Origin of the sequence: Bacillus sp. es.036 (assembly GCF_002563635.1) — a bacterium.
GTDB lineage: Bacteria > Bacillota > Bacilli > Bacillales > Guptibacillaceae > Guptibacillus.
Window position 1 is genome coordinate 110,838 of record NZ_PDIZ01000001.1, and the last position, 17,853, is coordinate 128,690.

Annotated in this window: 17 protein-coding genes; 10 read left to right on the top strand and 7 right to left on the bottom strand. The window is 41.1% G+C overall.

Translation table 11 applies throughout. The annotated features are described in order from the left end of the window. Nucleotides 1–18 precede the first annotated feature (18 nt). Entirely contained in the window at nt 19–1,182 is a 1,164-nt protein-coding gene (locus ATG70_RS00545) for an MFS transporter (protein WP_098442452.1), read from the bottom strand. Nucleotides 1,183–1,515: 333 nt separating this feature from the next. Here ATG70_RS00545 and ATG70_RS00550 point away from each other — a divergent pair, with 333 nt between their 5' ends. The 4 genes from ATG70_RS00550 (at nt 1,516) to ATG70_RS00565 (ending at nt 5,542) form a co-directional block, all read left to right on the top strand. Continuing rightward, entirely contained in the window at nt 1,516–2,124 is a 609-nt protein-coding gene (locus ATG70_RS00550; protein ID WP_098442453.1) for a TetR/AcrR family transcriptional regulator, read from the top strand. 378 nt (nt 2,125–2,502) lie between these two features. Further along, the gene (gene glaH, locus ATG70_RS00555) at nt 2,503–3,435 is read left to right on the top strand and encodes a glutarate dioxygenase GlaH (protein WP_218925484.1); all 933 of its coding nucleotides are present in this window, start codon (nt 2,503–2,505) and stop codon (nt 3,433–3,435) included. Nucleotides 3,436–3,455: 20 nt separating this feature from the next. Continuing rightward, nucleotides 3,456–4,667, top strand: a complete 1,212-nt coding sequence (gene lhgO / locus ATG70_RS00560) for an L-2-hydroxyglutarate oxidase (protein WP_098442455.1) — start codon at nt 3,456–3,458, stop codon at nt 4,665–4,667. Nucleotides 4,668–4,765: 98 nt separating this feature from the next. Then, entirely contained in the window at nt 4,766–5,542 is a 777-nt protein-coding gene (locus ATG70_RS00565; RefSeq protein WP_098442456.1) for an alpha/beta hydrolase, read from the top strand. A gap of 43 nt (nt 5,543–5,585) precedes the next feature. Here the strand turns inward: ATG70_RS00565 and ATG70_RS00570 are convergent, their stop codons facing one another. The 5 genes from ATG70_RS00570 to ATG70_RS00590 form a co-directional block, all read right to left on the bottom strand. Then, on the bottom strand, nt 5,586–5,831 hold the full coding sequence (locus ATG70_RS00570; protein ID WP_098442457.1) for a hypothetical protein: 246 nt from the start codon (nt 5,829–5,831) through the stop codon (nt 5,586–5,588). Then, nucleotides 5,815–6,351: an RNA polymerase sigma factor gene (locus ATG70_RS00575; RefSeq protein WP_257147566.1), complete on the bottom strand. Its 537-nt coding sequence runs from the start codon at nt 6,349–6,351 to the stop codon at nt 5,815–5,817. Before ATG70_RS00575 ends, ATG70_RS00570 begins: the two co-directional genes overlap by 17 nt. Continuing rightward, the gene (locus ATG70_RS00580; RefSeq protein ID WP_098442458.1) at nt 6,341–6,706 is read right to left on the bottom strand and encodes a hypothetical protein; all 366 of its coding nucleotides are present in this window, start codon (nt 6,704–6,706) and stop codon (nt 6,341–6,343) included. Before ATG70_RS00580 ends, ATG70_RS00575 begins: the two co-directional genes overlap by 11 nt. Nucleotides 6,707–6,874: 168 nt before the next feature. After that, nucleotides 6,875–8,425 (bottom strand): PTS transporter subunit EIIC, encoded by a 1,551-nt coding sequence (locus ATG70_RS00585; RefSeq protein ID WP_098442459.1) that lies wholly within the window; start codon nt 8,423–8,425, stop codon nt 6,875–6,877. Between the two features lie 87 nt (nt 8,426–8,512). Next, nucleotides 8,513–9,865, bottom strand: coding sequence for a 6-phospho-alpha-glucosidase (locus ATG70_RS00590; protein ID WP_098442460.1), 1,353 nt, complete (start codon nt 9,863–9,865; stop codon nt 8,513–8,515). A 146-nt stretch (nt 9,866–10,011) separates the two neighbouring features. Between ATG70_RS00590 and ATG70_RS00595 the strand changes: the two genes are divergently transcribed. Together ATG70_RS00595 and ATG70_RS00600 are read left to right on the top strand one after the other, a co-directional pair. Then, nucleotides 10,012–10,728 (top strand): GntR family transcriptional regulator, encoded by a 717-nt coding sequence (locus tag ATG70_RS00595; protein WP_098442461.1) that lies wholly within the window; start codon nt 10,012–10,014, stop codon nt 10,726–10,728. Between the two features lie 139 nt (nt 10,729–10,867). Continuing rightward, complete coding sequence (locus tag ATG70_RS00600; RefSeq protein ID WP_098442462.1) at nt 10,868–11,467, top strand: hypothetical protein; 600 nt, start codon at nt 10,868–10,870, stop codon at nt 11,465–11,467. Between the two features lie 44 nt (nt 11,468–11,511). Here ATG70_RS00600 and ATG70_RS00605 read toward each other — a convergent pair whose 3' ends face one another. Then, nucleotides 11,512–11,832 carry a DUF3870 domain-containing protein gene (locus ATG70_RS00605; RefSeq protein ID WP_098442463.1) on the bottom strand — a complete coding sequence of 107 codons (321 nt, stop codon included), beginning with the start codon at nt 11,830–11,832 and terminating at the stop codon, nt 11,512–11,514. Between the two features lie 112 nt (nt 11,833–11,944). Between ATG70_RS00605 and ATG70_RS00610 the strand changes: the two genes are divergently transcribed. The 4 genes from ATG70_RS00610 (at nt 11,945) to pruA (ending at nt 17,818) form a co-directional block, all read left to right on the top strand. Continuing rightward, nucleotides 11,945–12,736 carry an SDR family oxidoreductase gene (locus ATG70_RS00610; protein WP_098442464.1) on the top strand — a complete coding sequence of 264 codons (792 nt, stop codon included), beginning with the start codon at nt 11,945–11,947 and terminating at the stop codon, nt 12,734–12,736. A gap of 169 nt (nt 12,737–12,905) precedes the next feature. Beyond that, nucleotides 12,906–14,192 carry a PucR family transcriptional regulator gene (locus ATG70_RS00615; RefSeq protein WP_098442465.1) on the top strand — a complete coding sequence of 429 codons (1,287 nt, stop codon included), beginning with the start codon at nt 12,906–12,908 and terminating at the stop codon, nt 14,190–14,192. A 1,130-nt stretch (nt 14,193–15,322) separates the two neighbouring features. Continuing rightward, on the top strand, nt 15,323–16,240 hold the full coding sequence (locus ATG70_RS00625; RefSeq protein ID WP_098442467.1) for a proline dehydrogenase family protein: 918 nt from the start codon (nt 15,323–15,325) through the stop codon (nt 16,238–16,240). 30 nt (nt 16,241–16,270) lie between these two features. Next, a complete protein-coding gene (gene pruA, locus ATG70_RS00630) occupies nt 16,271–17,818 on the top strand; it encodes an L-glutamate gamma-semialdehyde dehydrogenase (protein ID WP_098442468.1) in 1,548 nt (515 codons plus the stop codon). The last annotated feature ends 35 nt before the right edge of the window (nt 17,819–17,853 follow it).

A 17,853-nucleotide genomic window follows, 5' to 3' on the forward strand; every position in this document is an offset into this window, starting at 1 on the left:
TGCTTTACGCTCTTTTTCTTATGCACTCATTTCAGTTTCTAACGTAGCCGGTTTAGGCTTTATTAGCATTAATCCAATCCCCCCAACACTAAGGACAGCTGCAACGAGGAACGGTGCGTGAGCTGATACTCCCTGGCCGATCAAACCAGAAAGAACTGGGGCAATTGCAGCACCGAGCCAGCGGAGGAAATTGTATCCTCCTGACGTTATGCTTCTTTCATATGGAGAAACTTCCATCACGTAGCTTGTAAAGAGGGCGTTATTGAGTCCTGAAGCAAGCCCTGAAACGATAACCACAGTAATCAGAAGTGGTGTCGTTGGAACAACAAATAGCAAGGCTAGTAAGAGAGCAAATATCAATAAGCTATAAGGAAGAATCTTCTTCGGTAGAAACTTTTTCTCAAGTTGGTGACTTAGAATGGCTGAACCGTAGGCGAGCATTAACCCCCACCCAAAGAATACAAATCCAATTTGAATCGCATTAAGTCCGATAATGAGCGGCGTATAAGCCAGCACTACGAAAAACCCGTAGTAATAGAGCATCGCTGCAAGAGCGGACGTTAGGAATGGTTTGAATGAAAAGAGCCCTTTTAACTCATTCATTCCAACAGGTTTACGTTTTTGTTTGCCATTTGGTTCAAACACAAAGAAGAGAACAAGGCAAAATGCAGCTAGAATTAGGATCGACGTTGCAAAGAAAGGGAATCTCCATGAATAACCACCAAGAACACCACCTACAAGGGGGCCGCCCGCCATTCCTAGTCCAATCGCTGCCTCATAGTAGCCAACGGCTTTTTGTGGGTCTTTAGATAAAGCGATTAATAGCGTCATGGCTGTCGCGAAGAACATAGAATTACCAAATCCCCAACCTGCTCTAAAAATCGATAGGCTTGCGATTCCATTTGATAGAGCACAGAGAAGCGCAAAAACCGTCACAATACATAAGCCAAATACCATCATGCGCTTATCGCCAAAGCGACTTGCAAAAATCCCTGCAGGAATCATCATAATGGCCATTGTTAAAATGTAAGCAGTAAACAGCATTTCTACTTGCCAGTGGTTTGCACCAATTTGTTCTGCGATCGTTGGAAGGATCGGATCGACAATCCCTATACCCATAAAAGCAAGAAAGGTTGCTGCAATTGTAATCCACCGGGCTTTTGTGAATTTCTTATCATTCATTCAATTTAACCTCCAATAAATATCGTTTGAAAAGAACAACGGTTGTTATTTATCTCACCTTAAGGGGAAATAAAACCCCCACCTAATTAACCTAGGTCAATAAGTACGTCAAGGTGGGGGCAACTTCCCCTAAATGTCAGATTGGTTCCTCTAACCATCAGAGGGGAAGAAGTAAAACCCCCTCTGATGGAAGTTTCACTTTATACAACAAGTGTCGTAAAATATTTTAACAGAGTCATGAAATTGAGCAATAATCAAGTTTTCGAAGAACGTGGTCTAAACGACAAGTTATAAAGTGTTGTTGAGAAAAAGTTTAATTTGGAGGAGATTTTTATGAGAAAAAAGGAAGACCCGCGCGTTACGCGAACTCGAAAGCTCTTGCAAGATTCGTTTATCCATCTGATGTCAGTAAAAGAATATGAGAAAATCACGATTGCCGATATTACAACAGAAGCAACGGTTAACCGCGCTACTTTTTATTTGCATTATCAGGATAAAGAAGAGTTACTACTTCAAACGGTTGATGAAATGCTTCGGCAGCTGTTTGGCGAGGCACTGACCATTCCTCCTGGTAATTTATCAATTGATGAACTTCAGCGTTATATCGCAGAACATATTTTCTCAAGTATCGCAGAATACGATAAATTCTTTCACGTAATGTTAATCAAAAAAGGAATGCCGAACTTTCTTGATCACATGCGTAGCTTCTTCTTTGATTTCTATGACAATCGAATTGCAAAGGGGAGATTCGATCCTCTCCCGTTACCAAGTGAAGTGATTGCAAGCTATATTGCATCTGCTTATACAGGCATGATTTCCTGGTGGCTTGAAAATGACATGCCTTACACACCGAAAGAGATGGCTGAGCAAATGATTCAATTAAATCAGAAAGGGCCGACTGGGATTTTGAAGATGCATGTTAAAAAACAAAAAGAACGATAGGAAGCGAGTCCAGGCTTCCTATCGCATTGTTCGTTCATATCGTTATAATAAATAGTAGAACAGGAGTAGATGATAAAGAATTCCAATGAAAAGGCAGGAACCGTAGCGTCACAATGTTATTTGACAGAAAATTCTATCCATTGTATTCTTAACGTATTAGCTCATACGTCCCTTAAGAAAGGTATCCCTTTCATAACTAGGAGAGTAGAGCGTCCACAGAATGATAACAATTACAATAACTGATAAAACTGTTGAAGCTCTTGCCAGAGTTTCGTGCGCAGTTTAAAGCCAGTATATTTTTTCCGTAAGACGGGAGAAGTGTGCTGGCTTTTTTGTTTTTCTTGTCATTCTAAAAAAATAAAAGGAGAGATGCGTGCAATGGAACTTACAAGGATGAAGCAGGACGAAAGAAGTGTGAAAAAAGGCAAAGGGTATGAGATTAAACCGAGTGCAGTTCATGAACGACTTTATGTAGTGGATCTGGAAGAAGAAGTGATCACTCGTTTTTTTGAAGACGTTCGTGAGATTAGTAGTCAGCAGTTAGCGTACATCCCTTACATGCGATTTATTCTGACAGAGAAGCTCTCACGGCTTTTAGATAAAAACTTTCAAAAAGCGGTTCGAGCAATTCTCCATGATCGACAGACGGGCGGATTTACCGTTGGGGTTAACAAGCAAACGACTGATCCAGAGGACTATGTAAAGTTTTCAACCGCATTTTCTCACCTTGTTGGCATCCCTAATTTCGATGCGATGTCCGGAAATTACTACGCTCGTTTTTCAGTAAAACATACGGATACGAGTGATTCTTACCTTCGTCAGGCGTATCGTCTTTTTACACTCCATACAGATGGAACATATGTAGATGAAGCGACGGACTGGTTGTTGATGATGAAATTTGAGGAGCAACATGCGGTTGGTGGTCGTTCACGACTTCTTCATCTTGATGATTGGGAAGAGCTTGAGCGGTTTTATCAGCACCCGATGGCATCACAGCGATTGATTTATAAGGCACCGCCAAGCAAAAATGTGGTGAAGGAAGTGTTCCGTACGACGTTCTATGAACAAAACAATGAACCTTGTATTTGTTTTATCGATCAGTTCGTTCATCCAGAAAACATTGCGCAGGCAACTTATTTACAGGAACTATCACTTTCGATGGAGAATTCTTCTGCCACAAAAGGACTTGAGCTACCAGCAGGAGAACTGATTATGTTAAATAACCGATTCTGGCTTCATGGAAGAGAAGCCTTTGAAGAAAATACTGGACTTCACAGAGAGCTTTTACGCCAGCGTGGTCGATTTGCTTGAGTTGAATTGGAGGAAACAGCATGTATGATTATCTCGTGATTGGCGGCGGAATCGTTGGTTTATCCACAGCGCTTTCGATTCGACAGCGTTACCCAAATGCAACACTTGCAATCGTTGAAAAAGAAAAGGAATGGGCTAGTCATCAAACAGGTAGGAATAGTGGTGTGATTCATTCAGGAATTTATTATAAGCCTGGTAGCTTGAAAGCGACATTAGCGAAGCGGGGCAGTGAGTCGATCGTTCGCTTTTGTCAGGAGAATAATATTGCACATGATGTGTGTGGAAAGGTTATCGTAGCTGTTGATGAAACGGAAAAAGGTCATCTAAATCACTTGTATGAACGTGGATCGGAAAACGGTCTTGACGTACAAAAGCTCACAAAGGAGGAGCTTAAAGAGGTCGAACCTCATGTAAATGGGATAGGTGGGATTCGGGTGCCGTCTACTGGCATCGTGAATTATAAGAAAGTGACTGAGAAATTAGCGGAAATTCTATCGAACCAGGAAGTTGACTTGTTTCCGGGGACCAGAGTAACAAATATCGAAGAAAGTCTTGATGAAGCGGTGGTTGATACGTCTAAAGGAACGTATAAAGCAAAGTATATAATTAATTGTGCTGGTCTTCAAAGTGACCGTATCGCGAGGCTCTCGGATATTTATACCGATTTAAAGATCGTTCCGTTTCGAGGCGAGTATTTTGAATTGAAGAAAGAGAAAAGTCATCTGGTTAAAAACTTAATTTATCCTGTACCAAATCCAGATTTTCCGTTTCTTGGTGTTCATCTCACTCGTATGATGGATGGCTCGATTCATGCTGGACCAAATGCGGTACTTAGCTTGAAGCGTGAGGGCTATCATAAGCTTTCATTTAATCCAAAAGATGCCCTCGATGTGCTGGCATTTGAGGGGTTTTGGAAAATGGCGGGAAGTAACATGAAAGAAGGGTTAAAAGAAATGGGACGGTCCTTTCACAGAAAATCATTTGTGAAAAGCCTCCAGAGACTTGTACCAGAAATTCAAGAGGACGACGTGGTTCCAACTCACTCGGGAGTAAGGGCTCAGGCTCTCCTTAAGAATGGTCAACTTGTTGATGATTTCTTTATTATTCCTGGCAAAAGATCCATTCATGTTTGCAATGCACCGTCTCCTGCTGCGACAGCATCATTAGAGATTGGGAAGATCATTGCAGGGAAAGTGCCTTCGCCTACGAGAAAGATGATTCGATTATCGTGAACGAAAAGCCATCGAGGAAACTCGGTGGTTTATTTTATGGAAGAGGGAAAAGGAGCCTACTACGAGAAGAATACTTCTAGAAGTGGAGGGGTTGGAGCATGTTAGTAACGAAACAATATTGGATTCCAGTGTTTAATGAAGAAAGAACGGTTAGAATTTATTTACCAGATACATATGAACATACGAATCAAGAATACCCAGCTCTCTATATGCACGATGGACAAAATGTGTTTGAAGATAAGGACGCAGTAGGGGGAAGGTCGTTACGTTTAAAGGACTATCTCGAGCAGAGTCATGATCAGGTTATCGTTATTGCGATTGATTCGGGAGCTAATCGGATGGAGGAATATCGCCTATGGGCACCGGGAAAAATGAGCGAAGAACTTACAGGGAAAAGTGATTCTAGGGAAGCGAAGGGTAGGGATTATCTGGATTTTATCGTGAGGGATTTAGTACCGTCAATTAATGCTACGTATCGCATACAGGTGGGATCGAATTATATGGCTGGTATTTCACTTGGCGGTTTGCTTACAGTCTATGCGCTATGTCGCTATCCAACTGTTTTTAGAAGAGGAGCTGGGATCTCTTCCGCTTTTTTTCGTAATCAGGAAAAGTTAGAGCAGTATATCTTAGAATCCGAACAAGTTGCATTTGACGGTCTTTATTTGGATTGCGGCGATAAGGAGTCGGGAGAAGAGCGAATCGATCGAGCGTTTCTGAAATCGAATGAACGGATATTTGGATTGTTAGAGGAAAGAGGAAGTAGTGTTGAATTTAAAGTGATTAAGGATGGCAAGCATCACTATGAGTCATTTTCTCGTAGAGTACATGATGTTCTGACTTTTTTGCTAGGGTGTAGAGGTTACAAGCATTAGTAACTTAAAAAGGACCCTGGATGAGGTCCTTTATTGATAGAATTTACATGAATAATAGTAATCCTGCCGATATTCCAATCGTAAGACCAATCGGGACTAATTGGATTTTCAGTAACAAACCAGATGTACTAGCATAGTGATCAAGTGGATTTTGAACGGGTTCACTCATAAAATCCGCTACTCGGTCTGATTTCTTCTTTTTGAAGGAAAGAGGGGGAACGTCAACGGTGTACTGATCAAGTTGTTCACGCAGTTCTTTCGGTAGCGAATGGTTATTGTGTGAATTCATCGTAATGTCCCTCCAATAAATCTCTTAAACGTTTAATTGCTGTCGATAATCTTGACTTAACCGTTCCAACTGGAATATCTAAAATGTTTGCAGTATCTTCTTGAGTCATGTCGTGATAATAGATTAAGAGGATAACCGCTCGCTGCTTTTCAGGTAGCTGTTTAATCGCCCACTGAATCGTCATCTTCTCCACAGAATCGTTAAAAGAAAATTCTTCTTTTTTGATCAGAAAAGGGAGCAGCGTTTGCCATTTTGCTCTTCGTTTTATTTTGTTAATCATCAGTTGATAACCGATTTTTAAAAGATACGTTTTTAGAGACGCCCGTGTAACGTCATAGCGATCCTGATACTTGTGAAATTTAACGAATGTATCCTGAACAAGATCGATACTAAACTGCTCATCACGAGTATAGCGAAATAAGAAACGGTAGAGTGAATCTTTGTGTGTAAGGTAAATGGTTTCGAACGTCATCGCCAATGATTTCTCGAAAGGAATCGATTCGCGTTCGTTAAAATTCATTTGGCCAGCGCTCTTTTATCCCTTTGTAAGTGTAAGCGAGTCGGAAAATAAACCAGAGAAATGTGAGAAGTGGAAAAACAAAGGTCTGATGCAGAAAGAACTGCACAAATGGATTTTCAATGTTTTCTCCCTTAATTAGAAAAACAAATAAACCTGTAATACATAAGAAAGAATACGCTGAGGAAGCAATCATGACATAATCCCACCGCGACCAATAAAAATAGAGATTTGTCTTCTGAAAATCAATTCTTCCATTTGTTTTGTGAACATGTTTTTGAAGCGTTGCAATTAAGACGGCAAAAATGGTTCCAAGAACTCCTGCCATCACTAACCCCATGATCCAACCGATTGCCATGTATTTCACACCTTTCATTTCTATATTTTCACATATTTATACAAATAAAAGGGAATGAAAGTTCATTAATAAATGAGTTTTTTTTTACTGGATTTTTGATTTAACTTTAAAAAAGAGGCGCGACTAGTTGTCGCACCTCTCATATATGAAGATTAATTTGAAGCCTTTTTAAGAAGCATTTGATTCTTGCATAATTTTATTAATCTCATTTTTGTATAAATCAGATCGCCCACCGAAAATGGCCTGAATGTTTTGATCGACTTTCACAACACCAGCTGCTCCAAGTTCCTTTAGGCGATTTTCGTCAATTGCTTTTACTTCCGCTACTTCTACACGAAGTCGAGTAAAGCAGGCATCAACATGCTTTAAGTTGTTTTCGCCTCCAAGTGCTTCCATGATTTCCAATGCTAGTTCTTTGTTCTTGCCTTTTCCTGGATTTTTCTTGTTGTAGTCTTTTCTGGTGAAGAGTTTGTTCTCTTGTCCACCTCGTCCAGGGGTAACTAAATCCCATTTCTTGATCGCAAAGGAAAACGTGAAATAGTAGATGAAGAAAAAGACAGCACCGAGAACAAGGTTCATCCACCAATTATTCGTTCCGGGAATAGCGTTAACAAGGACAAAATCGATTAATCCAGAACCACCAGCCCAACCAAGATGGACATCTAGCATGTACGTTACGGCGAAAGAAATTCCCGCAAGGATCGCATGCACAAAGAATAGTACAGGCGCTACAAATAGGAAGGTGAATTCGATTGGTTCAGTAATACCAGTCAGGAAAGCAGTACCTGCTGCAGCGATTAGCATCCCTTTGACAACTGGTCTGTTATTTTTATCAGCCTGACGATACATAGCAAGTGCTGCACCTACGAGACCGAACATTATCACAGGGAATTTACCTGCCATGAATCGACCAGCTGTCACATCAACGCCTTCTGCGATTTGAGCAAGAAAAATGTACTGATCACCTGATACCATGCTGCCTGCAACTTCTGTCGTTCCACCAAGTGATGTCCATAGGAATGGCGCATACCAGATATGATGAAGACCTGTAGGAATTAATACTCGTTCTAAAAATCCATATAAACCAATGTATAAGGGATTTGTTGAACCATTTGCAATCACATTTGCGACAGCATTGATGCCAGTTTGGATCGGTGGCCAGACGACCATCATAGCCATGGCTAGGAAGATCGAGGAGAAGACCATTGCAATGCCGACTGAACGATCTCCTGCAAAGAATCCAAGAACTTCAGGAGGATCGAATTCGTGAAATTTGTTATAAATAAATACTGCAAGCAACCCGACAATAATTCCTCCGAGTACACCCGTTTCAAGTGTAGGAATTCCCAGAGCCATTCCATAGGCACCATTTTCAGCAACCATTTCTGGTGTGATCCCTAAGGCAAAGGAGATGGTTTTGTTCATAATGATGTAGCCAAGTAGGGCTGCAAGTGCAGCAATACCGGAGCCACCCGTTAATCCAATTGCCACGCCAATTGCAAATATAATGGCTAGATTATTAAAAATACTAATGCCGATATCTGACATGCCTTGGCCTATAAACTGAATCGTATCATTTTGTAAGAAAGACATTGTATCTGCGAGTGGTCCAGTTAAAGCAGCTCCAAGTCCTAATAAAATACCAGCTGCTGGAAGAAGAGCAACAGGGACCATTAATGACTTTCCGAACCTTTGTAAACTACCAAAGTATTTTTTCACTGAGTAAAGCCTCCTCTGTTCATAAGCAAGCGTTTTCTTATAGTTCTGATAGAAAGACCCGGATCTTAATCCTAGGTCTTTCTGTTATTATTTTGTTTTAACGAGTTCTTTTTTACGATGAAGTTCAGGCCATAGTTCTTTGTTTGTTTCAATTAAGTCATCAAGAATTTGACGAGCCACAGGCGCATCTACAACTGTTCGATTTAATGTTAGGGCCTGAAGTGCTTTCTCATAGCTATTCTCGAAATAAGCGTCTACAACAAGTTTCTCATATGCAAGCTGTCCTTCAATCAATCCTTTGTAGAACGTTGAAATGTGACCTACCGCAAATGGCTTTGGTCCTCGATTCGTCATCATCGCTGGAACTTCGACCATAGCATCGTCAGGTAAATTAGCGATAATGCCGTTATTTTCTACCATTACGATGAAGATATCTCCATTGTTGTAGGCCATTGAAGCAGCTACTCGGATCATATATCGTCCATGGATATCAACTTCGAGTTCAACATTTTTAGTAGAGTTATCCTGAATAATCTGATCCGCTAGGGTGTGAACACGCTTCTCACGGCCATTGATTACCTGACGTGCGCGCGTGTTTGTCACATCTTCTTTCGCTACCATATCAGAAGGATAGAGGTAATATTGCAAATACGTATTTGGTAGATATTCTGGGAAATCAGTTACCATTTTTTCAACCTGTTTGAATGTTTTAATCCAAGATGGGTCGTTTGCAATTTCTGCATCTTCCGGCATGAACCCTTTGTCTGTTATGGCATTTTTAATCGTATCCGTGTGATCGTTACCTTCTTTATCATAGATCTTCGTAAACCATCCAAAGTGATTTAAACCAAAATATTCAGGGACCAGGTCAAATACTTCTTTTCCAAGAATTCCAGCGTAGCTTACCATAATGGCTGCTGGCATATCACATATGTTTAAAATCTTCTTATCATCTGGAAATTCGCGTCGAAGTGCTTCAGCAACAATAGCTGCGGGATTTGTATAATTTAATATCCATGCTTCAGGCGAATACTCACGAATATCATTAACTAACTCAATCATATCTCCAATTGAACGGAGACCATAGGCCATCCCACCTGGCCCACATGTTTCTTGTCCAACTGTGTCGTATTTAAGAGGGATTTGCTCATCCTTTTCTCTCATTTGTAAACCGCCAGTTCGAATTTGGACAAAGACAAAATCTGCATTTGTCAGCGCTGTTTTTTTATCTGTTGTGTAGGAGAAACTCTCAAGCTCAGGGTATTTTTCTCGCAAAATGATCTCAGATGCTTTAGCAACTTTTTCTTGTCTTTCAGAGTCAGTGTCATAAAAAGTAATCGTTTTCAAAGGAAACTGTTTTTTTTCTGCAATTAAACTCATAATCATTCCGATTGTATAAGTACTGCCGCCGCCTACTACTACAAGATTTTGTTTTTTCATATGATTAGCCTCCGATAGGTATTATATTTGTATTAATAATTTTATAATATGAATATAATACATATATTGAATTTGGTCAATATCATTATTGGTTTTTAGTCAGTTTTGGTTATAATATAATGAGAGATCATACTGGAGGAATTTATATGTCTACGCCACTGTACCGAAAAATTGCCGGACAACTTAAAGAAGATATTACTAATGGAACATTAAGGGTTGGAGAAGCTATTCCAACCGAAGCGCACTTGTCTAACCTTTACAAAGCTTCGCGCGTTACGATTCGTCAGGCGATCCAAACCCTTGTAGAAGAAGGGCTATTAGAGAAGGTTCAAGGCAGCGGAACTTATGTAAGCGAGAAGAAAATTGAACACAACATTTTTGAACTGCAGAGTTTTACTGAAGAAATGAAGAGACTAAATAAAACCCCGGTTAACAGAGTGATCGATTTTCAATTAACAGAGCCGTCTGATCAAATAAAACGAATGCTTCAAATTCCAGAGGGCGAAAAAGTATTCTACGTAAGAAGACAGCGTCTGGTTGATGATGTTCCTTATGTTTTAGAGGATACATATCTTCCTGTATCAATGTTTCCAAACCTCTCTTATCAAATTATGAGTGGTTCAAAGTATGACTACATTGAAAAGGAAAAGGGAATGAAAATTAAAGAAAGTTTTCAAGAAATCATTCCGATTTTACCTGACGAAGATATATCCAAATTTCTTGAGGTAGATTCAAATTTACCGATTTTAAAGGTGCAATTGTATAGTATCTTTCAGGATTCTACTGTATTCGAATATAGTGAAATTTATTTTAAGAGTGATGAGTATAAATTTACGTTACGTGCTTCGCGACCTGGGAATTAATGTGAAGGTTACTCATAAATGCGGCGGTGGTGTTAAAGCCCCTGCCGTATTTTTTTGTAATAAATCGCGTTTTACAATGAAAACATAGTTAGTTAAAGGAATGGGGAATCTAATTAAAAAACCGAGGGGAGAATGCAATTTGAAGAAGTTGGGTTTCCTATTTATTTGGACCTTTATGGTTATCAGCTTAGTTGGTTATATGGATAAGGTGTATGCTACGAATCAAATGGAAGCAAGTACGCAAATAGAACGAGATCTCAGTGAAGTTACCTATCTCAAATCAGAAACGAAGAAAGACGCTGCCCTTGAAGAAGCGTTTGCTAAAGAGTTCGGTCTTACGAAGGGGGCAGACTCCATTCGTTATTACTACAATAAAATAGACTTTAACAATGATCAGATACCTGAAACATTTGTCTATTTAGTCGGTCCAATGGTTTGTGGAACAGGAGGATGCAGTGGACTTTTGTTAGAAGAAAAGAACGGGGATTATACGGTGAAGTCTCGATTTTCTTTAGTCAGAACCCCAGTCATCATTCAAAATGAAACAACGAACGGATGGAAGAACATTGTGATGTATGTGGCGGGTGGAGGAATAGAGCCTGGCTATCACAAGCTAAAATTTGATGGAGAAAACTATCCTTCCAATCCATCTGTTCAACCGATTGTGGAAGAGGGTAAGATAAAAGGGATAGGGATCATAAACGATGAAATTGCTGAAGATACTGGCATTGTTTTTTAAAGAGAAATAGAGGACAAATGAGAGAATTTGTCCTCTACTCTTTTTTATGTGTTAAGAGGTTCAGGATGCAGCTCGTATTGCTTGTGAGCATCCTTAAGAGCAGCAGCAAGAGCATTGCCGGCTTTTCCGAGATAGCCCTCTTTTAACTGATGGAGAGGGTCTGTAATACCATCTTTTAAACTGAATCCTTTGAGTAATTGTTTAACGAACTGTTTGCTATGTTCAGTTGCGAGTGTGCAAGATGCGTCGACGATCACGCCATACTTTTTATCAACTTCAAGAGTGAGGGTTAAGGTGTCTGAAATGTTGTTAGCGGCCATGCCAGTTGGGAGTTTTGAGTGGCCGGCGACGAAAAGGGTGTTCATTAATCAAATTATCTCCTTTCATTTGGTAACGTTTTCAATAGTGTAGCATAACAAGACTTGTTAGAGAGTGGTAGAATAGTAGAAAATGTCATTTAGAATGGAGTGGATATGAATGGATCTCAATCTAAAAGGAAAATCAGTCGTCGTAACAGCTGCAAGCAAAGGACTTGGAAGAGCTTCGGCCCTTGCATTTGCGAAAGAAGGTGCGCATGTTATTTTATCAAGTAGAAGTGATGATGAACTAAAAAAAGCATGCGAAGAAATCATCGAAGAGACAGGGAATGAGCACGTTACTTGGATCGTTTGCGATATGACAAAAGCGGATGATATTAATCGATTGATGAAGTTTGCTGCAGAAACGAATGGTACAGTCGAAGTGTTAATTAATAATGCGGGCGGTCCTCCAGCTGGGGGATTTGAGGATTTTAGTGATGATGATTGGCAAAATGCGTTTGAACTGAATCTATTAAGTTTTGTTCGAACGTCAAGAGCAGCTATTCCATATATGAAAGAAAATAGATGGGGAAGGATCTTGAACATTGCTTCATCCTCCATTAAACAGTCACTAGATAACTTGATCCTCTCGAACACATTTCGAGCAGGAATTGTGGGATTAGCTAAAAGTCTTTCCCAGGAGTACGCAGAGCATAATATTCTCGTCAATACCGTAGGCCCAGGACGTATTGCTACGGATCGTGTGGAGCAACTTGATCAAATCAAGGCAGATCAGTTAGGCATCAATGCTGCTGAATTAAAGAGTCAGGCGGAGCAATCCATTCCAATGAAAAGATACGGGGAACCTGATGAATTTGCAAAGGCGATCGTATTCCTAGGCTCAGGAGCAAATACGTATATGACCGGGCAATCACTCGTTGTTGATGGTGGACTTGTAAAGGCACTATAAAGTGGAGAGGAACGCAGCTGATTGCGTTCTTTTTCTTTGTGAATCTCCCCCTAATCATTTTTCTTTTAGGAAGAAACCGATATAATAGAAGAAGATGAAAAATGACTAAATCTGGTATTGCTAAACCCTTTGGTTTCAAAGCAATTGTCGGTACAGGGAGGGTGATTGGATGGTAGATGCGAAAGAACGGATTCTAGAAGCGACGGATATTCATAAAGCAACTGAGATGATCAGCATTGCGACGAATAAGCCGGTAATTATCGAAAATAAAAATTTCGAATTGATTTCATACAGCACGGCGTCAGAGAGCTTTGATCAAACGCAGCAAAAAACCATTTTATATAAAAAATGTCCCGTTTTTATTATTGATCGTTTAAAAAAAGAAGGGATCGTGCAACAGCTTGAGAGCAATGAAGCTCCCATTCGCATTGCCCCTATTGAAGAAATCGGTTTTTATCAGCGTGTTGTGGTGAAAGCCATCTATGAAGGGCGGACAATGGGGTATCTCTGGGTACAAGAAACAAATAGTCCGCTTACGGAAGAAGAGGTTGATTTTCTTACTGAAATCACCCCTCACGTTGGCAAGCTTATTCATGATTCGTATCAAAAAGGGAAAGAGCATGAGGGGAAGCAGGAGAAATTGCTTTGGAACGTGCTTCTTCATGAATATGAAAGTGAAAATCAAATGAGGCGTAAAGCCCAGGTGGCAAGCTTGCCATTGCCTGAGCGCTTTTCTGTACTTGTTATGTCCATTGCAGAGCCATCTCAAGAATCGCTTTTGAATGAAGTGCTCGAGCTTCTATCTCGGTTTAAGCGTCATAAAATTCAGGTGCTGAAAACCGAGCTTCAAGTGGTTGCTGTCATTTCTGGTGATAAAAGTATGAAGGGATCTGCCATTGAGCATACCCGCGAGCTTGTAGAGTACGTGAAAAGTGCGTTAACGCACGAAGAGTTTTATTCTTTCTTGATTGGAATTGGAAAAGAATACGTGGAACTCATTGATATGAGGAAAAGTTTTCTAGAAGCACTGGAAGTCATTGAGACAGCTGACTTTATTGGTCCAAGGCCAGATGTGATGCCGCGAGAGTTCTCGAAGCTTGGCGTATACCGGTATCTTGCCGCTCTTTATGAGAAAAACAATACGGAGCATTACTTTAATCAAAATTTACTTAACTTGATGGAAAAAGACTCGGTTAGCCATTCTAGTTTGTTGAAGACGCTAGAGGTGTATTTATCGAACAATGGTAAGGGTAAAAGCACCGCCGCTGAACTGTTTATTCATCCCAATACGCTGAATTATCGCATGAAACAGATACAGGATTTAACCGACATTGATTTTGATGATTTTAATATGAAAAGTCATATTTATATTGAGTTGTTGTTGTTAAACAACATACCGTCTTACTATAACCGGTACCTTTCGGCTGTAGAGGAGCAGAAAAGTACGACGAAATAGCCGTTTTGAGTGGGTATCTGGCAAGTTTATGGCACAAATTGAGAAGCTGCACAAGGTGCAGCTTCTTTTTCGTAGTTAAAAAGGAGAGAAGTGTGCGTAGTAGCTGGTGTGAGTGTGGGAGGGAGTGGTAAGAGAGTAGGAGGAGAGTGGTTTATTGGCCAAAACTTAGATTTATTGGCCAAAATCAGAATATATTGGCCAAAGTGGAAAATCAGTGACGGCCGTCTCCGCTTTTCCAAGATCCAGCTGCAGTGGGCAGACACTTGGTCACTTCACCATTTCATCCGAACACAAAAAGCGTGTTCAAATGAAATGGCTCCAGTGCCTGTCGTGTCTAAACGGCCACTTCCGCTTCTCCTGAGATCCAGCTACGACTCGCAGAAACTGCGATATTTCACTCTTTCACCAGAACACAAAGGGCGTGTTCCAGTTCAAGAGTTCCAATATCTCCGTTACTAAACGCTCGTCTCCGCTTTTCCCTGATCCAGCTGCAGTGGGCAAACACTTGGTCACTTCACCATTTCATCCGAACACAAAAAGCGTGTTCAAATGAAATGGCTCCAGTGCCTGTCGTGTCTAAACGCCCACTTCCGCTTTTCCCAGATCCAGCTGCGACTCGCAGAAACTCCGATATTTCACTCTTTCACCAGAACACAAAAAGCGTGTTCTAGTTCAAGAGTTCCAATATCTCCGTTTCTAAACGCTCGTCTCCGCTTTTCCCTGATCCAGCTGCAGTGGGCAAACACTTGGTCACTTCACCATTTCATCCGAACACAAAAAGCGTGTTCAAATGAAATGGCTCCAGTGCCTGTCGTGTCTAAACGCCCACTTCCGCTTTTCCCAGATCCAGCTGCGACTCGCAGAAACTCCGATATTTCACTCTTTCACCAGAACACAAAAAGCGTGTTCTAGTTCAAGAGTTCCAATATCTCCGTTTCTAAACGCTCGTCTCCGCTTTTCCTATTGTGTTTAAACCACAAAATCTCTGCTAAACTATTGTGCTTTGACCACGTTGCCAGATGGCCCTTAAAATCGATATAATTTTCACAAGAAAACAAAAACTTTCTTTGGAGTATTACACAAGCTTGATGAATGATTGGAGATATAGGGTGAAAAGGAGCGTGGTAGAGTTGGAAGCCATCAACAAGAGTTTTTTCCTTTTTCTCGCTAGTAGGCCCTCGCTTGATCGGCTCGCGAAACGATGGGGTAGTAAGTTTGGGGCAGACAAGATAGTAGGGGGTGAGACCTTTGAGCATGCGGTGCCTCTTATTCAGAACTTGAATAGTCAGGGGCTTCGGGTCACGGTGGATCATCTTGGGGAATTTGTTTCTTCTGAAACAGAAGCGAAGGAGCGGACCCAGGAGTGCATCGATACAATCCGCATGATTAGTGCTCATCAACTAAATTCTCAGATGTCTTTGAAAGTCACTTCACTTGGTCTTGATATTAGCCATGATCTCGTCTGGCGTAACATGATTGAGATAATGGAAGAAGCGGTGAAACATGATGTGTTCGTTACGATCGATATGGAAGATTCCACACGAACAGAGGCAACGCTTCAGCTTTACAAAGATCTGAAGAGAAAGTACGAAAATATTGGAACGGTTGTTCAGTCTTATTTATACCGATCCGACCAAGATTTAGATGATTTAAATGAAGTTAACCCTAATTTACGTCTTGTGAAAGGGGCGTATAAGGAAGCCGCGAAGGTTGCTTTTCCAGCGAAATCAGATGTCGATCATAATTTGAAGCAGCTGATTAAGAAGCATTTATTGAATGGGAATTTTACAGCCATTGCTAGTCACGATGATGCCATCATTAACTTTACGAAAGAATTCGTGAAAGAGCATGATATTCCGAAAGACCAATTTGAGTTTCAAATGCTGTACGGCATGCGAAGCCAGAGTCAGCTCGATCTTCTAGCTGAAGGTTATACGGTTAGAGTATACCTACCTTATGGGAACGATTGGTATGGGTATTTTATGCGGCGGTTGGCGGAACGACCTGCGAACATCGCCTTTGCTTTTAATGGAATCTTTAAAAAATAAACTTCTTATATTTGAAAGGGGAATTTACTCATGGTAGTACCATACAAACACGAACCGTTTACTGATTTCACTGTTAAGGAAAATAAGAAGGCTTTCGAAGAAGCACTGAAACTAGTAAAAGAAGAGCTCGGAAAAGATCACGATCTTCTCATCAATGGTGAACGTGTCAGCACGGAAGATAAAATTGTTTCCATTAACCCTGCGAACAAAGAGCAAATCGTTGGCCGCGTATCGAAGGCAACGAAAGAGCATGCGGAACGCGCGATTCAGTCTGCAGATGAAGCGTTTGAAGGATGGAGAAAATGGTCGGCTCGCTCTCGTGCTGAACTTCTGTTCCGCGCAGCTTCGATTGTTCGTCGCCGTAAGCATGAATTCTCTGCTTATCTTGTCTACGAAGCAGGTAAGCCATGGAAAGAAGCGGATGCAGATACAGCTGAAGCGATCGACTTCATGGAATACTATGCGCGTCAAATGATTGAGCTAGGTGAAGGCAAAGCGATTGAAAGCCGCCCTGGTGAACAAAACCGTTACGTTTATACGCCAAGTGGTGTTGCACTCGTTATTCCACCATGGAACTTTGCATTTGCGATTATGGCAGGTACGACGGTAGCTCCTCTTGTAACAGGAAACACAGTTCTTCTTAAGCCAGCAAGTGCAACTCCGGTTGTTGCAGCAAAGTTTGTTGAAGTGCTTGAAGAAGCTGGTCTTCCTAAAGGTGTCTTGAACTTTGTGCCAGGTAGCGGAGCTGAAGTAGGGGACTATCTAGTTGATCACCCGAAAACATCGATCATCACATTCACAGGTTCACGTGAAGTCGGTACACGTATTTATGAGAGAGCTGCGAAAGTACAGCCAGGTCAACAACACCTGAAGCGAGTGATCGTTGAAATGGGTGGTAAAGATACGATCGTTGTGGATAAAGATTCAGATCTAGAACTTGCTGCTCAGGCAATCGTTGTCTCAGCATTCGGCTTCTCAGGTCAGAAATGTTCTGCAGGCTCTCGTGCGGTCATTTTGAAAGAGGTATATGATCAGGTTCGTGATCGCGTTGTTGAACTAACAAATGAGCTTACACTAGGTGAAACGACAGGTCCAGATGTGTACATGGGACCAGTTATTGATCAAGCATCATTTGATAAAATCATGAGCTATATTGAAATTGGGAAAGAAGAAGGCCGCCTAGTTGCTGGTGGAGAAGGCGATGATTCGAAAGGGTTCTTCATCAAGCCAACTGTATTTGCAGACCTTGCTCCTAAATCACGCATGCAGCAGGAAGAAATTTTCGGACCGGTTGTTTGCTTAACGAAAGCAGATAACTTCGATGAAGCGATTGAAATTGCGAATAATACAGAGTACGGCTTAACTGGTGCTGTGATCACGAATAATCGTGCACACATTGAGCAAGCGAAAATGGACTTCCATGTAGGTAACCTATACTTCAACCGTAACTGTACGGGCGCAATTGTTGGGTACCACCCATTTGGAGGATTCAAAATGTCTGGTACAGATTCAAAAGCAGGTGGACCAGATTACCTTGGACTTCACATGCAGGCAAAAACAGTTTCTGAAATGTTTTAATCGGATAGGCTAAAAAGGCTGTCACCTTAAGTGGG

Excerpts from the sequence above, each read along its gene's own strand:
- ATG70_RS00545 (WP_098442452.1), bottom strand. The coding sequence starts at position 1,182 with ATGAATGATAAGAAATTCACAAAAGCCCGGTGGATTACAATTGCAGCA.
- ATG70_RS00550 (WP_098442453.1), top strand. The coding sequence starts at position 1,516 with ATGAGAAAAAAGGAAGACCCGCGCGTTACGCGAACTCGAAAGCTCTTG.
- glaH (WP_218925484.1), top strand. The coding sequence starts at position 2,503 with ATGGAACTTACAAGGATGAAGCAGGACGAAAGAAGTGTGAAAAAAGGC.
- lhgO (WP_098442455.1), top strand. The coding sequence starts at position 3,456 with ATGTATGATTATCTCGTGATTGGCGGCGGAATCGTTGGTTTATCCACA.
- ATG70_RS00565 (WP_098442456.1), top strand. The coding sequence starts at position 4,766 with ATGTTAGTAACGAAACAATATTGGATTCCAGTGTTTAATGAAGAAAGA.
- ATG70_RS00570 (WP_098442457.1), bottom strand. The coding sequence starts at position 5,831 with ATGAATTCACACAATAACCATTCGCTACCGAAAGAACTGCGTGAACAA.
- ATG70_RS00575 (WP_257147566.1), bottom strand. The coding sequence starts at position 6,351 with ATGAATTTTAACGAACGCGAATCGATTCCTTTCGAGAAATCATTGGCG.
- ATG70_RS00580 (WP_098442458.1), bottom strand. The coding sequence starts at position 6,706 with ATGGCAATCGGTTGGATCATGGGGTTAGTGATGGCAGGAGTTCTTGGA.
- ATG70_RS00590 (WP_098442460.1), bottom strand. The coding sequence starts at position 9,865 with ATGAAAAAACAAAATCTTGTAGTAGTAGGCGGCGGCAGTACTTATACA.
- ATG70_RS00595 (WP_098442461.1), top strand. The coding sequence starts at position 10,012 with ATGTCTACGCCACTGTACCGAAAAATTGCCGGACAACTTAAAGAAGAT.
- ATG70_RS00605 (WP_098442463.1), bottom strand. The coding sequence starts at position 11,832 with ATGAACACCCTTTTCGTCGCCGGCCACTCAAAACTCCCAACTGGCATG.
- ATG70_RS00610 (WP_098442464.1), top strand. The coding sequence starts at position 11,945 with ATGGATCTCAATCTAAAAGGAAAATCAGTCGTCGTAACAGCTGCAAGC.
- ATG70_RS00615 (WP_098442465.1), top strand. The coding sequence starts at position 12,906 with ATGGTAGATGCGAAAGAACGGATTCTAGAAGCGACGGATATTCATAAA.
- pruA (WP_098442468.1), top strand. The coding sequence starts at position 16,271 with ATGGTAGTACCATACAAACACGAACCGTTTACTGATTTCACTGTTAAG.